At 71.8% G+C, this 12,864-nt stretch carries 10 protein-coding genes; all 10 read left to right on the top strand.

The annotated features are described in order from the left end of the window. The first annotated feature begins 285 nt into the window (after positions 1 to 285). The 10 genes from ABZV42_RS41410 (at position 286) to ABZV42_RS41365 (ending at position 12,407) form a co-directional block, all read left to right on the top strand. A complete protein-coding gene (locus ABZV42_RS41410; RefSeq protein WP_355990800.1) occupies positions 286 to 1,131 on the top strand; it encodes a tryptophan 2,3-dioxygenase family protein in 846 nt (281 codons plus the stop codon). Continuing rightward, positions 1,124 to 2,326: a kynureninase gene (gene kynU / locus ABZV42_RS41405; RefSeq protein WP_356057388.1), complete on the top strand. Its 1,203-nt coding sequence runs from the start codon at positions 1,124 to 1,126 to the stop codon at positions 2,324 to 2,326. Before ABZV42_RS41410 ends, kynU begins: the two co-directional genes overlap by 8 nt. Before the next feature lie 547 nt (positions 2,327 to 2,873). Further along, positions 2,874 to 4,049 carry an alpha/beta hydrolase gene (locus tag ABZV42_RS41400; RefSeq protein WP_355990796.1) on the top strand — a complete coding sequence of 392 codons (1,176 nt, stop codon included), beginning with the start codon at positions 2,874 to 2,876 and terminating at the stop codon, positions 4,047 to 4,049. Positions 4,050 to 4,314: 265 nt separating this feature from the next. Further along, complete coding sequence (locus ABZV42_RS41395; protein ID WP_355990794.1) at positions 4,315 to 5,436, top strand: alpha/beta hydrolase; 1,122 nt, start codon at positions 4,315 to 4,317, stop codon at positions 5,434 to 5,436. Positions 5,437 to 5,491: 55 nt separating this feature from the next. Beyond that, positions 5,492 to 6,688, top strand: coding sequence for an acyltransferase (locus ABZV42_RS41390; protein ID WP_356057390.1), 1,197 nt, complete (start codon positions 5,492 to 5,494; stop codon positions 6,686 to 6,688). Positions 6,689 to 6,959: 271 nt separating this feature from the next. Continuing rightward, positions 6,960 to 8,303, top strand: a complete 1,344-nt coding sequence (locus ABZV42_RS41385) for a sensor histidine kinase (protein WP_355990817.1) — start codon at positions 6,960 to 6,962, stop codon at positions 8,301 to 8,303. After that, complete coding sequence (locus ABZV42_RS41380; RefSeq protein ID WP_356057386.1) at positions 8,300 to 8,980, top strand: response regulator transcription factor; 681 nt, start codon at positions 8,300 to 8,302, stop codon at positions 8,978 to 8,980. Before ABZV42_RS41385 ends, ABZV42_RS41380 begins: the two co-directional genes overlap by 4 nt. Before the next feature lie 99 nt (positions 8,981 to 9,079). After that, positions 9,080 to 10,441 carry a histidine kinase gene (locus tag ABZV42_RS41375; protein WP_356057384.1) on the top strand — a complete coding sequence of 454 codons (1,362 nt, stop codon included), beginning with the start codon at positions 9,080 to 9,082 and terminating at the stop codon, positions 10,439 to 10,441. Next, positions 10,438 to 11,118 carry a response regulator transcription factor gene (locus ABZV42_RS41370; RefSeq protein ID WP_356057382.1) on the top strand — a complete coding sequence of 227 codons (681 nt, stop codon included), beginning with the start codon at positions 10,438 to 10,440 and terminating at the stop codon, positions 11,116 to 11,118. Before ABZV42_RS41375 ends, ABZV42_RS41370 begins: the two co-directional genes overlap by 4 nt. A 68-nt stretch (positions 11,119 to 11,186) precedes the next feature. Beyond that, on the top strand, positions 11,187 to 12,407 hold the full coding sequence (locus tag ABZV42_RS41365; protein WP_356057380.1) for a cytochrome P450: 1,221 nt from the start codon (positions 11,187 to 11,189) through the stop codon (positions 12,405 to 12,407). Positions 12,408 to 12,864: the final 457 nt, after the last annotated feature.

The following is a 12,864-nucleotide window of genomic DNA, read 5'->3' as shown; positions in this document are numbered from 1 at the left end:
AACACCACGCCTGGCCCCAGGCCACCCGCACCGGCACCGCAGCCATCCTCATCACAAGACCCCAACCCACAGACCCGTAATGCAACGGCATTGGGGCTAGGGCCTGGCTGACAATCCCTGGAGCCGGACCGGTTTCGGGGTCCGTGATGCGGGTCCGCCTGGTGTGACCAGGCGGACCTTGCGGTTTCGGGGGACGATTGTGGAGGATGCCCGGTGGGGACCGGGGCCCCCGTGTCGGTAACGGCAGGGGCGGACCGCTACCCGGAGCACAATCAGGAGACAGCGATGTCCCACCAGGCTCAGCCCACGCAGGCTCAGGAGCCCGAGACCCCGCATCTCGACTTCCAGGGCACGACGCCGTACGAGGACTACGTACAGGCTGACGTGCTCACCCACCTCCAGCACACCCTCTCCGACGACCCCGGAGAGATGGTCTTCCTGGTGACGACCCAGGTCATGGAGCTGTGGTTCACGGTCATCGTCCACGAGTGGGAGACCGCGGCCAAGGCACTGCGAGCGGATGACGTTCCCGTCGCGGTGGCCGCGCTGAAGCGGTCCGTACGAGAGCTGGACGCGCTCAACGCGTCCTGGCGTCCGCTCGGACAGCTCACGCCCGCCCAGTTCAACTCCTACCGTTCGGCCCTCGGCGAGGGTTCCGGCTTCCAGTCGGCGATGTACCGGCGCATGGAGTTCCTGCTCGGCGAGAAGTCCGCGTCGATGCTCGTCCCGCACCGGGGCGCCCCGCGCGTGTACGCCGAGCTGGAGAAGGCACTGCACGAGCCGAGCCTGTACGACGAGGTGCTGCGGCTGCTCGCGCGGCGCGGCCACGCGATCCCCGCCGCGGTGCTGGACCGTGACGTGTCGCGGCGCTACGAGCCCGCGCCCGAGGTCGAGGCCGCGTGGACGGCCCTGTACGCCGGTGACGACAGCGACGAACTCGCGCGTCTGGGCGAGGCGCTGACCGATGTCGCCGAGCTGGTGTGGCGCTGGCGCAACGACCACCTCGTCGCGACCCGGCGGGCGATGGGCTCGAAGACCGGCACCGGCGGCTCCGCCGGAGTGGCCTGGCTGGAGAAGCGCGCGCAGAAGAACGTGTTCCCCGAGCTGTGGACGGCGAGGTCCTATGTCTGAGCGAGCCGTTGTGTCCGCGCTGGGCGCGCGGGCGGCGGAACTGGACGCGGCCGACGAACTCGCCGCTCTGCGCAAGCGGTTCGTGCTCGACGACGTGGTGTACCTGGACGGGAACTCGCTCGGCGCGCTGTCGGTGGAGGTCCCCGGCCGGGTCGAGGACGTCGTCCGCAGGCAGTGGGGCGAACTGCGCATCCGCTCCTGGGAGGAGAGCGGCTGGTGGACCGCGCCCGAGCGGATCGGCGACAGGATCGCCCCGCTGGTCGGCGCGGCGCCCGGACAGATCGTGGTCGGCGACTCGACCAGCGTGAACGTCTTCAAGGCTCTGGTGGGCGCGGTACGGCTGGCGGGCGAGGGGCGCGACGAGATCCTCGTCGACGCGACGACGTTCCCGACGGACGGGTACATCGCGGCTTCGGCGGCCCGTATGACGGGCTGCGAGCTGCGTCCGGTCGATCCGGACGAGCTGTCCTCGGCGCTCGGTCCCCGCACGGCCGCGGTGCTGCTCAACCACGTCGACTACCGCACCGGCCGGTGCTACGACCTTCCGGCCCTCACCTCCGCGATCCACGCGGCGGGCGCGCTCGCCGTCTGGGACCTGTGCCACACCGCCGGCGCCCTGCCGGTCGGTCTTGACGAGCACGGGGTGGACCTCGCGGTCGGCTGCACCTACAAGTACCTGAACGGCGGCCCGGGTTCGCCCGCGTACCTCTACATACGCACCGGCCTCCAGGACCGCTTCGACTCCCCGCTCCCCGGCTGGAACTCGCATTCCGAGCCCTTCGCCATGAGCTCGTCGTACGAGCCCGCGCAGGGCGCGCTGCGCGGGCGGGTCGGCACGCCGGACATCCTGTCGATGCTGGCCCTGGAAGCCGCGCTCGAAGTCTGGGACGGCGTATCGATCGACAGCGTCCGCGCCAAGTCGCTCGCCCTGACCGACTTCTTCCTCGAGTGCGTCTCGGCGTACGTCCCCGAAGGCCGGGTCGAGTCCGTGACCCCCTCCGCCCACGCGGAACGGGGCAGCCAGGTGGCCCTGCGCTGCACGGACGCGGGCGCCGTGATGAAGCGTCTGATCGAGCAGGGCGTCGTGGGCGACTTCCGCCACCCCGACATCCTCCGCTTCGGCTTCACCCCGCTGTACGTCAGCTTCACCGACACGGAACGAGCGGCACGCATATTGGCGGAGACGCTGGCCTGAGGCCCCAGCCTCGCGGCCTCCCGGGATGGAGGGCGCCGGGGAATCTCAGCCTCCCCGGTCCGTGCTTCGGGTGCGGGGTGAGTTTCAGCTTCCCCGGCCCGTCGTTCGGGTGCGGGGCGAATCTCAGCCTCCCCGGCCCGCCCCTCGAGTGCGGGGGGAAGATTTCAGCCCCTCCGGCGTTTGAGGAGCGGGGTCTGGGGCGGAGCCCCAGGTACGGGACGGGCAGGGGCGGAGGGGGCGAAACACCTCTTGCCCCGCCCGGTATCGCCGGGTGTTTGCCCCACCCGGCGATACCGGGTCCGGACCCGCAACCGGACCCGCAACCGGACCCGCCCCGGACCCGGCCCCGGGGCGGAGCACGCCGACTGACGAAGACGTGCGGCCCCCGGGACACCCCCGGTCAGCGCAAGGCAACAGCAGAACCGTTTACCCCTCACCGAGCGTGACAACGGCTGTCGGCGCACGTCACCGGCCTGATACCGTCCCCGCCAACGGCCGAATTGTTCCCTCGCTCGCCAAATCCGTTTCACCGCTGAGAGGTTGGAGCATGCAGGACGACGCTGCATCCCGGGACGGCGACGACGCCGCGGCACAGCACCGAGCGGACGCACACGGCGAAGGCGATGGCCGCACCGAGCGCGAGCCCACCCCGCCGAGCGCCCCGGCGGCACCCGACGCGGCGGCGGCACGTGACGCAGCGGCAAGCGACGCCGAAGCCCGCGAGGCCACAGCCCGCGACGCAGCCGAGGAAGCGTCGGCCTTCTCGCACCCGGCAGTGGACCCCGACGTCACCCTGGCGTACGGCGACCACCCCGACCAGGTGATCGACTTCTACGCCCCGCGCGATCCCGACCCGGCGGACCTCACGCCACTTGTGGTCGTTCTGCACGGCGGCGCCTGGCGCGCCCCGTACGACCGCCGCCACATCACCCCCTTCGCCGACTTCCTCACCCGCCGCGGATTCGCCGTGGCGAACGTCGAGTACCGCCGCGGAGAGGCACCGTCACCCGCTCCGAACGGACCCGTGATCCCGGCGCAGAGCGGCCCGGCGGATCCCGGCCCGGACGCAGCACCCTCGTCCAAGGCCTCCCCTGGGACCACGCCTGGGACCTCGCCCGGAACCTCGTCCGGGGCCGACGGCACCGCCGCCGGAACTCCGGTCGCCGGCCGCTGGCCCGACACCTTCGACGACGTGGCGGCCGCACTCGACGCCCTCCCCGCACTCGTACGCCGGGCGCTTCCGCAGGCCGATCCCCGACGCATGGTCATCACCGGCCACTCGGCGGGCGGTCACCTGGCACTGTGGGCCGCGGCCCGCCATCTCCTGCCCGCGGACGCGCCCTGGCACAGGGACCGCCCGGCGCCCCTGCGCGGCGTCGTCGCGCTGGCGCCGATCGCCGACTTCGAGGTCGCGGAGAAACTCGAGGTGTGCGGTGGGGCTTCCCGCCAACTCCTCGGCGGAGAAGCCACGTTCGCGGAACGCCTGCCCTACGCCGACCCGGTGCGACTGCTCCCCACAGGGATCGCCACCACGGTCGTCCAGGGCCGTACCGACATCGTCGTCCCGCAGGCGGTCGCCGAGTCGTACGCGGACGCGGCCGCCAAGGCCGGCGAGGTGGTGGGTCTGACGCTGCTGGAGGGCGTCGGCCACTTCCCCTTGATCGACCCGGCCGCCGACGCCTGTGCGGTGGTGGCGGAGGAGATCGCCCAACTCGCCTGGTAGGTGCCCAAAAACCGCGTAGTCAAGGGGAGTTGAGCCACGTCTCCCCGCCCCCCGGTCATACCCGTAGTACCTGAGAGCTACCTCTCGAATGGGGTCCGCAGCGGGACGCGGACGACAGGCGGCGATCCGTAATTTCCCTTCCAGTGACGCCCGATGAACGGGCGGATGGGGAGGGGCGGACACCATGGATCACCGGGCGAAGCCGGCCACCGGAGCGAGAGGGGACACCCCCGCGACTTCGCGCGCACGCCCACGAGCCGGTGCCATGCGCCTGCACTCGGCGCTGCGCGACGGGTGGCCGCGACGGCCGGTGAATGACCGGTGGCTACGTCACGAGTCGGGCGACCGGCGGCAGGGCTCGGCGGTGCGTGAGGGGCGGCCGGGCTCGGCGCTGCGCGACGGGAGGCCGGGCCGGCCGGTGGACGACCGGCGCCGGCGCTGGAGCGGGCGGGTCCGCCGGCTGCGGCGGACGCTGCTCGCGGCGATCGTCACGGCCGCGGTCGTCGTCCCCGTGTCCGCCGCTGCGCGCCCCACGATCCCCGCACCGCCACCCGCGGTCCTCGCACCACTGACGGCGTCGAACCTGAACAGGGTGTACGAGGCGAACCGGGCGGACGCCGCGAAGGCGGCCCGGATGGCCGCGGACCACGGTGACCGCACCCGGGCCGCAGCCGACCGGGCGATGGCCGTGCCCTCACGCCGTTTCCTCTCCTTCGACGGCCGGGGCACCGGCAGGGCCGTCGAGGTATTCGGCGATCTCGCCCACGCCGACCGCGTGGCCGTTCTGGTCCCGGGCTCGGACACCACACTGGAGACGTACGGCCGGTTCCGCGCCGGCGCCCTCGCCCTGAGCGAGCGCCTCGGCCCGCGCGGCGCCGTCCTCGCCTGGCTCGGGTACGAGACGCCGGGCACCGTGAGCACCACGGTCCTGACGCCGGACCGTGCCGAGGACGCGGCGCCCCGGCTGAGATCGTTCCTGCACGGGCTGCGCGGAGTCGTCGGCCCGTCGGCGCACATCTCCCTGCTCTGCCACTCGTACGGGACGGTGGTCTGCGGCCGTGCCGCCCCGGAGCTGGACGTGAGCGACATCGTCCTGGTCGGCAGTCCGGGCACCGGAGCGTCCTCGGCCGCAGCACTGCGCACCCTCGCCCGTGTCTGGGCCGCCCGGGGTTCCGACGACTGGGTGGCGCACGTCCCGCACGCGAGCGTCGGCCTCTTCGGCACGACCGTCGGCTTCGGCCCCGACCCGGTGTCCCCCTCCTTCGGCGCCCGGGTCTTCCGGGCGGGCGCGGCAGGCCACAGCGGCTATTTCGCGCCGGGCTCCGAGTCTCTGGCCAACCTCACCCGCATCGTCCTCGGCGACACCTCGGAGGTGACCCGTGCGTGACCTGACCGGCACGACCGTCCTGGCAGACACGGCCGGCAAGACCGGCACGACAGCCCTGACCGGCTTACGGACCGCCATCCACCGCATCGACCGGGCCACTCCCGTGGAGCGGGACCGAGCCGTGGACGCCCTGCGCGCCCTCGCCATCCTCGGCGTGGTCCTGGGCCACTGGCTGGTGACGGCGCTCGTCGCGGACGGCGGCGCGCTGCGCACGGCGAGCCCGTTGCGGTACATGCCCTGGCTGACCCCGGTGTCCTGGATCTTCCAGACGCTCGCCGTGTTCTTCCTCGTGGGCGGCCATGTGGCGACGAAGAGCTACGCGACGGCGCGAGCGCGCGGCATGACGTACGGGCAGTGGACGCGCGCTCGCCTGGGCCGTCTGCTGAGGCCGGTGGCGGCGGTACTGACCTGCTGGGCGGTGGCGACGGCGGGCCTGCTGGTGTCAGGCGCGGACTTCGGCACGGTCCACACCCTGGTCAAGCTCGCGCTGTCGCCGCTCTGGTTCCTGGTGGTCTTCGCCGGACTGACGGCGGCGACACCGCTGCTGACCCGGCTGAACCCGCTGTGGCCGCTGGCCGTCGTCCTCCATGTGGACGTCGTCCGCTTCGGTTTCGGCGGCCCGGCCTGGCTCGGCTGGGTGAACGTCGCGGCGGGCTGGCTGGTGCCGTACACCCTGGGCGCTGCCTGGACACGCGGTGAGCTGGAGCGGCGGCGCGCGGGCTGGGTGCTGTTCGGCGGCGGCGCGGTGGCGACGGCCGCCCTGGTGACGTGGGGCGGGTATCCGGCGTCGATGGTGGGCATACCGGGGGCCGCGGTCTCCAACCTTGACCCGCCGACGCTGGCCGCGGTCACCTTCGGCCTGGCGCAGTGCGGACTCGCCCTGCTGCTGCGCGAACCGCTGAGCCGGGGGATGCGGCGCCCGGCGCTCTGGGCCGGTATCGCCTTCGCCAACCTCTCCGCGATGACGATATTCCTCTGGCACCAGACGTCCCTGATGGCGGTGACCGCCCTCGGCCTGCTCGCGGGCAGGCTTCCCGGCCTGCACACCACCCCCGACTCCCTGGCCTGGGTGGCCGCGAGAGCCGCCTGGCTGCCTGTCTTCGGCTGCGCTCTCACCCTGTGCTGGTTCGCCTTCAGCGTCCACGAGCGGGGTCCCCGCCGCCCCACCGGCCGTCCGTCCTTGGTGGTCCGCGTCCATCGTGTCCACCGCGACCCCGGTCAGCCCACACCCATGGCGGTGCCCCGTGCCTAGGGTTGACGACGTGACCAGCGAGGAGCACCGGCCCCCGACCGGTAAGCAGGCAAGGTTCCCTGACACCCCCTCACACCGAGCCGAGCCGCCCGTCGGCACCCGCCCGACACCCACGAGCCGGACCGCCACGAGTCCAGCCCCGGGCGCCGGGCCCACAGGCCGCGGTTCCCGCGACGGCGGACGCGTACAGGCACGTGCGCAGACACCTTTCCCGTTCCTCCCGCTCCTGCCGTTCCTGGCCTTCCTGCGCGGGATCCTGGCCGAGCTGGCGGTGCCGGCGGCCGCGCCGCTGCCGCCGCTGTCCCGGCCTCGCCGGCTGAGCCGGCTGCCGCACGTCGTGGTGTGCCTGATCGCCCTCGGAATCGGGCCGGCGGCCATGGACGAGCTGAGTGACGGCTACCGGCTCGGCTTCCCGCTGGGTACGGTCAGCGGCTTCGTACTGGGCGCGGCCGTCGCGTTCGCGCTGTGGCGCCCCGTACCGGCCTGGTGGCTGGCGCTGGGATCCACCGTGGTCGCGGCCGCCGCCGCCCGGGCGGACATGGTGGCGGGCATACCCGGCCCGGCCGTGGGCCCGGACTGGCCGTGGAGCAACTCCGCGATCATGGCGCAGGCCGTCGTGCTGTTCCTGCTCGCCCTGCGGTCGCCCACCCGCGTCGCCGTCGGCGCCCTGTCGCTGACCTGTCTCGCCACCTATGCGCTCCAGGGTCTGACCGGCGGACCCTCGTATCCTCCGACGGTCGTGCCCGGTGGGCCCTTCTACCACCCGACGGGCGGGCTGGCGGTGGTCGTCTTCGCCGCCGTCGTCCTGCTCGGCACGGCGCTGCGGGGTCGCCGTGAGGCCCGTACGCAACTGGTCGAACAGGCCTCGCTGACCGAGGAGGAGCGAGCCCGCCGCACGGTCCTTGAGGAGCGCAGCCGTATCGCGCGCGAACTGCACGACGTGGTCGCCCACCACATGTCGGTGATCTCCATTCAGGCGCAGGTCGCCCCGCACCTGGTCGAGAATCCGACCGACGAGCTGAAGGAGAACCTGGAGGGCATCCGGCAGAACGCCCTGGAGGCACTGACCGAGCTGCGCCGGGTGCTCGGAGTACTGCGTTCGGAGAATCCGCAGGACCCGTACGGCCTCGGCGCCGGGGCGGGCGCGGCGCCGGACGCCCCGCAGCCCACACTGAGCCGGCTGGACGCCCTGATCGAGAACACCCGCGCGGCGGGACTGCACGTGACCACGGAGATCGCCGGGGAACAGCTTCCCCTGGCCCCGGGCGTGGAGCTGTCGGCCTACCGGATAATCCAGGAGGCGCTCAGCAACGCCCTTCGCCATGCGCCGGGTTCCGCGGTCAAGGTGGAACTCTGGCACTTCCCGCGCGGCCTCCAGGTGAGAGTCGTCAACTCCCGGCCCGCGCGGCCCGCCCCGCCTTCCCCGGGCGCGGGACACGGACTGCTCGGCATGCGGGAACGCGTGGTGATGCTGGGTGGCACCCTCGTGACCTCGGAGACGTCGTGCGGAGGGTTCGCGGTGGCGGCCTTCCTCCCGGGCAACGGCACCGCGTCCGCCGACGGCGCCGCCCGAACCGACGACCCCACAGGACCGCGAGGAGAAGAGACGACATGACGACCGTGAGCGGCACCATCCGCGTAGTGATCGCCGACGACCAGCAGATGGTCCGCCAGGGATTCACCGTGCTGCTCAACACCCACCCGGGCATCGAGGTGATCGGTCAGGCGGTCGACGGACTCGACGCCGTCCGCAAGGTCGCCGAACTCTCCCCGGACGTCGTCCTGATGGACATCCGCATGCCCGAACTCGGCGGTATCGAGGCGACCCGCCGCATCACCACGGACACCCCGCACATCAAGGTCCTGGTGCTGACCACCTTCGACCTCGACGAGTACGTGTACGAGGCACTCCGCGCCGGTGCCTCAGGCTTCCTCCTCAAGGACGCCTCGGCGGATCAGCTCGCGGAGGCGGTCCGGGTGGTCGCGGCCGGCGACGCCCTCCTCGCCCCCGGCATCACCCGCCGCCTCATCGCCGAGTTCTCCCGCCTCGGCACGACCCCGCGAGCACCCCTCAAGCAACGCGTCGGCGACCTCACCGAGCGCGAGACCGAGGTCCTGGCCCACATCGCCCAGGGCCTCTCCAACGCCGAGATCGCCCAGCGTCTGGTGGTGGCCGAGCAGACCGTGAAGACCCACGTCGGCCGCATCCTGGTCAAGCTGGGGCTGCGCGACCGTACCCAGGCGGCGGTCTTCGCCTACGAATCGGGCCTGGTCCGCCCCACGGGCTACTGACCGGCCCCGGGCCGCTACCCGTAGTACCTGAGACGGACCCCCAAGGACCCTCCTCGCAGGTGACGACCACACCCCCCACCCGGCCCTACCGTTTTGAACGTGACCGAGACGACCCAGACGCAGACGACGTCCCCGCCCCCCGGCGGTGCCGGGGCCAAGCCCCGCAGCCCGGAGTACCGCCTCGCGGCGGACGCCTTGCGCGGCCTGCGGCAGGACATGTTCCACGACGCCTTCGCCTACCGCCCGCTGCCCCGTATGCGCACGGACGGCCCCATCACCCGCCGCCTCCCCGGAACCCTGCGCGCGTACGCCGCCTGGACCCCGCACGCGGTGGTGGCCGCGGCCGGTCTGCTGGCCATGGCCGCGGGCTCCACCGCCGCCGGCGGCCCGGGCAGCGGTCCGGTCGCGTCCCTGCTGTGCGGGCTGCTCGCCCTGCTCCCGGTCCTGGCGACCCTCGTCCGCCCGATCGGCGCCTTCTGGTTCTCGATGGCGGCGGTCCCGGTCGTCGCCGTGTTCGACGGCGCCTGGGGCGACTGGCCGTGGGCGCCCGGCAGCTTCCTGGCGCACGTCACTGTGCTGACGGTCGTCGCCCTGCGGTCGCGCCCCCGCGTCGCGGCGTGGATGTGGCTGTTGACCGCGGCGTACAGCTTCATGGCCGAGACGCTCTTCGGCGGGGGCTACTACAGCGCCACCTCGTTCCCGCTCCTCTTCGTCTCCGCGCTCGCCCTGCTGATCGTCACGGTCCGGAACATCCGCAAGGAGGCCGCACAGGAGGTGACGGCCCACCAGTCGGAGACGGCCCAGGAGCGTTCCCGGCGCACGCTGCTCGAAGAGCGCACGACGATCGCCCGCGAACTGCACGACGTGGTCGCGCACCACATGTCGGTGGTCGCCATCCAGGCGGAGGCGGCGCCCTACCGGGTGGAGAATCCGCCCCCTGAGCTGGAGCAGGCCTTCGTCACGATCCGGGAGAACGCGGTGGCGGCGCTGACCGAGCTGCGCCGTGTGCTGGGCGTGGTCAGGGCCGAGGACTACGAAGCGCCGGACGCGCCCCAGCCCACCCTCGCCGACCTGGACAGGCTCCTCGCCAATGTGCGGGACGCGGGTCTGACCGTGGAGAAGGCCGTCACCGGTGCGGTGCGCGAGCTCCCTCAGGGCGTCGAACTGTCGGCGTACCGGATCGTCCAGGAGGCTCTCAGCAACACCCTGCGGCACGCACCGGGCGCGTCGGCCCGTGTCGAGATCGGATATGTCCTCGGCGGGCTCGGCCTGCGCATAGTCAACGGGCCCGTGCCGGTGACGACCCTGGAGAAGTCGACGCACGGCGCGGGCCACGGCATCACGGGCATGCGCGAGCGGGTCACGATGCTGGACGGTGAGATGACGGCGGGCGCCATGGCCGACGGAGGGTATGAGGTGGCGGTGTTCCTGCCGGTGCCGTCGGGGGAGGAGACCGGATGACGGGCGGCCGGAGTCGCGCGATCCGTGTGCTGATCGCCGACGACCAGATGATGGTCCGCGAGGGCTTCTCCGTACTGCTCGGCGCGATGCCCGACATCGAGGTGGTCGGCGAGGCGGTCAACGGCCGGGAGGCGGTCGACCGGGTCCGCGAGCTGCAACCGGACGTCGTACTGATGGACATCCGCATGCCGGAGATGAACGGCATCGACGCGACCCGGGAGATCGTCGCCGCGGACGGTGCCGCGAAGGTGCTGGTGCTGACGACGTTCGATCTCGACGAGTACGTGTACCAGGCGCTGCGCGCGGGGGCGTCCGGCTTCCTGCTCAAGGACGCCTCGGCCCGCCAGCTCGCCGACGGGGTGAGGGTGGTGTCGGCCGGGGAGGCGCTGCTCGCCCCCTCGGTCACCAGGCGGCTGATCACGGAGTTCTCCAAGCTGGCGGAGGAACCCCGGCTGTCGGCGGCGCACGGGGCCTACGGGGATCTGACCGACCGGGAGACGGAGGTGCTGGTTCTGATCGCGCAGGGACTGTCGAACTCGGAGATCGCCGAGCGGCTCGTCGTCGCGGAGTCGACGATCAAGACCCATGTGAGCCGCATCCTGGTGAAGCTGGGCCTCCGGGACCGGACACAGGCGGCGGTGTTCGCCTACGAGGCGCGGCTGGTCACCCCCAGATGACGGCACCCGCCGCTCGCGGTCCGGGTCGGCCCTGGTCAGCGGAGGGTGGGCCGGGCTAGCGTCCGTTCATGGCAGCTTTGGAGAGTTCGCGGGCCTTCGACCCGTGGGATCCGGCCTTCGTGGCGGACCCGTATCCGGCGTACGAGGAACTGCGTGCGCGAGGCCGGGTGCACTACTACGAGCCGACGAACCAGTGGCTGGTGCCGCACCACGCGGATGTGTCGGCACTGCTGCGGGACCGCCGGCTGGGCCGGACGTATCAGCACCGGTTCACGCACGAGGACTTCGGGCGGACGGCGCCGCCGCCGGAGCACGAGCCGTTCCACGTGCTCAACGATCACGGGATGCTCGATCTGGAGCCTCCGGACCACACACGGATCCGGCGGCTGGTGTCGAAGGCGTTCACACCCCGAACGGTGGAGCGGCTGAAGCCGTACGTGGAGGGCCTGGCGGGTGAGCTGGCCGGCCGGCTGGTGGAGGCGGGCGGCGGAGATCTGCTCAGCGATGTGGCGGAGCCGCTGCCGGTTTCCGTGATCGCGGAGATGCTGGGTGTCCCGGAGTCCGAGCGGGCGCCGCTGCGGCCCTGGTCGGCGGACATCTGCGGAATGTACGAACTGAATCCGTCCGAGGACGCGGCACGCAAGGCCGTCCGGGCCTCGGTCGAGTTCACCGAGTATCTGCGAGGGTTGATCGAGGCCCGACGCAAGGAGCCGGGGGACGATCTGATCTCGGGGCTCATCGCGGCGCACGACGAGGGCGACCGGCTCACCGAGCAGGAGATGATCTCCACCTGCGTGCTGCTGCTGAACGCGGGGCACGAGGCCACGGTCAATGCCACGGTGAACGGCTGGTGGGCCCTGTTCCGGCATCCGGGGCAGCTGGCGAGGCTGCGGGCGGACCACTCGCTGATCCCCACGGCGGTGGAGGAGCTGATGCGCTACGACACCCCGCTCCAGCTTTTCGAGCGCTGGGTGCTGGACGACATCGAGATCGACGGTACGACGGTGCCGCGGGGCGCGGAGATCGCGATGCTCTTCGGTTCGGCCAACCGTGACGCCGAGGTGTTCGAAGATTCGGAGGCGTTGGACCTGTCCCGGGCGGAGAACCCGCACATCTCCTTCAGCGCCGGTATCCATTACTGCATCGGCGCTCCGCTGGCCCGGCTCGAACTGGCCGCGTCCATGAAAGCGCTCCTGACCAAGGCCCCGGGCCTCAGCCTCGTCGAGGAGCCGGTCCGCAAGCCGAACTTCGTGATCCGCGGGCTGGAGGGCCTGTCGGTCGAGGTCTGAAGGCCGGCACCGCTCCCCGGGCGGCGGCGCACCCCGCTCACCACGGTGGTCGCGCCGCCACTCGATGGCCTCGTAAAAAATCGTGACAGCGGCGGTTGACACTGTCCGGGCGGATCCGTAAAGTTCTCCGAGTTGTCGCGGGACCGAACGGTTCCGCGGCGGTACATCTGCCGCTGTAGCGGCAATCAAACCACCAGCACGATCTCCCAGCCGGGATGAATTCGGCGTGCCCGAATTCAATTCGATTTGGGTTCGGCGGCCCGATTAGGAACTGCCGGGAAGATCCGCTAAAGTTTGAGACGTCGGAACGGCCCAACGGCCGGGAAGGCAAACCCCGCTGACTGGGAGTCAGGCCCGAAAGAGTCTGATAGAGTCGGAAACGCAAGACCGAAGGGAAGCGCCCGGAGGAAAGCCCGAGAGGGTGAGTACAAAGGAAGCGTCCGTTCCTTGAGAACTC

Source organism: Streptomyces sp. NPDC005281, assembly GCF_040607495.1.
Lineage (GTDB): Bacteria > Actinomycetota > Actinomycetes > Streptomycetales > Streptomycetaceae > Streptomyces.
Note: the sequence above shows the minus strand (reverse complement) of the source record. Positions and strands in the feature narration are given on the sequence as shown.

Bases quoted from the DNA above. Each gene is read 5' to 3' on its own strand.
- ABZV42_RS41395 (WP_355990794.1), top strand. From the start codon at position 4,315: ATGCGCCTGCACTCGGCGCTGCGCGACGGGTGGCCGCGACGGCCGGTG.
- ABZV42_RS41370 (WP_356057382.1), top strand. From the start codon at position 10,438: ATGACGGGCGGCCGGAGTCGCGCGATCCGTGTGCTGATCGCCGACGAC.
- kynU (WP_356057388.1), top strand. From the start codon at position 1,124: ATGTCTGAGCGAGCCGTTGTGTCCGCGCTGGGCGCGCGGGCGGCGGAA.
- ABZV42_RS41410 (WP_355990800.1), top strand. From the start codon at position 286: ATGTCCCACCAGGCTCAGCCCACGCAGGCTCAGGAGCCCGAGACCCCG.
- ABZV42_RS41365 (WP_356057380.1), top strand. From the start codon at position 11,187: ATGGCAGCTTTGGAGAGTTCGCGGGCCTTCGACCCGTGGGATCCGGCC.
- ABZV42_RS41400 (WP_355990796.1), top strand. From the start codon at position 2,874: ATGCAGGACGACGCTGCATCCCGGGACGGCGACGACGCCGCGGCACAG.
- ABZV42_RS41380 (WP_356057386.1), top strand. From the start codon at position 8,300: ATGACGACCGTGAGCGGCACCATCCGCGTAGTGATCGCCGACGACCAG.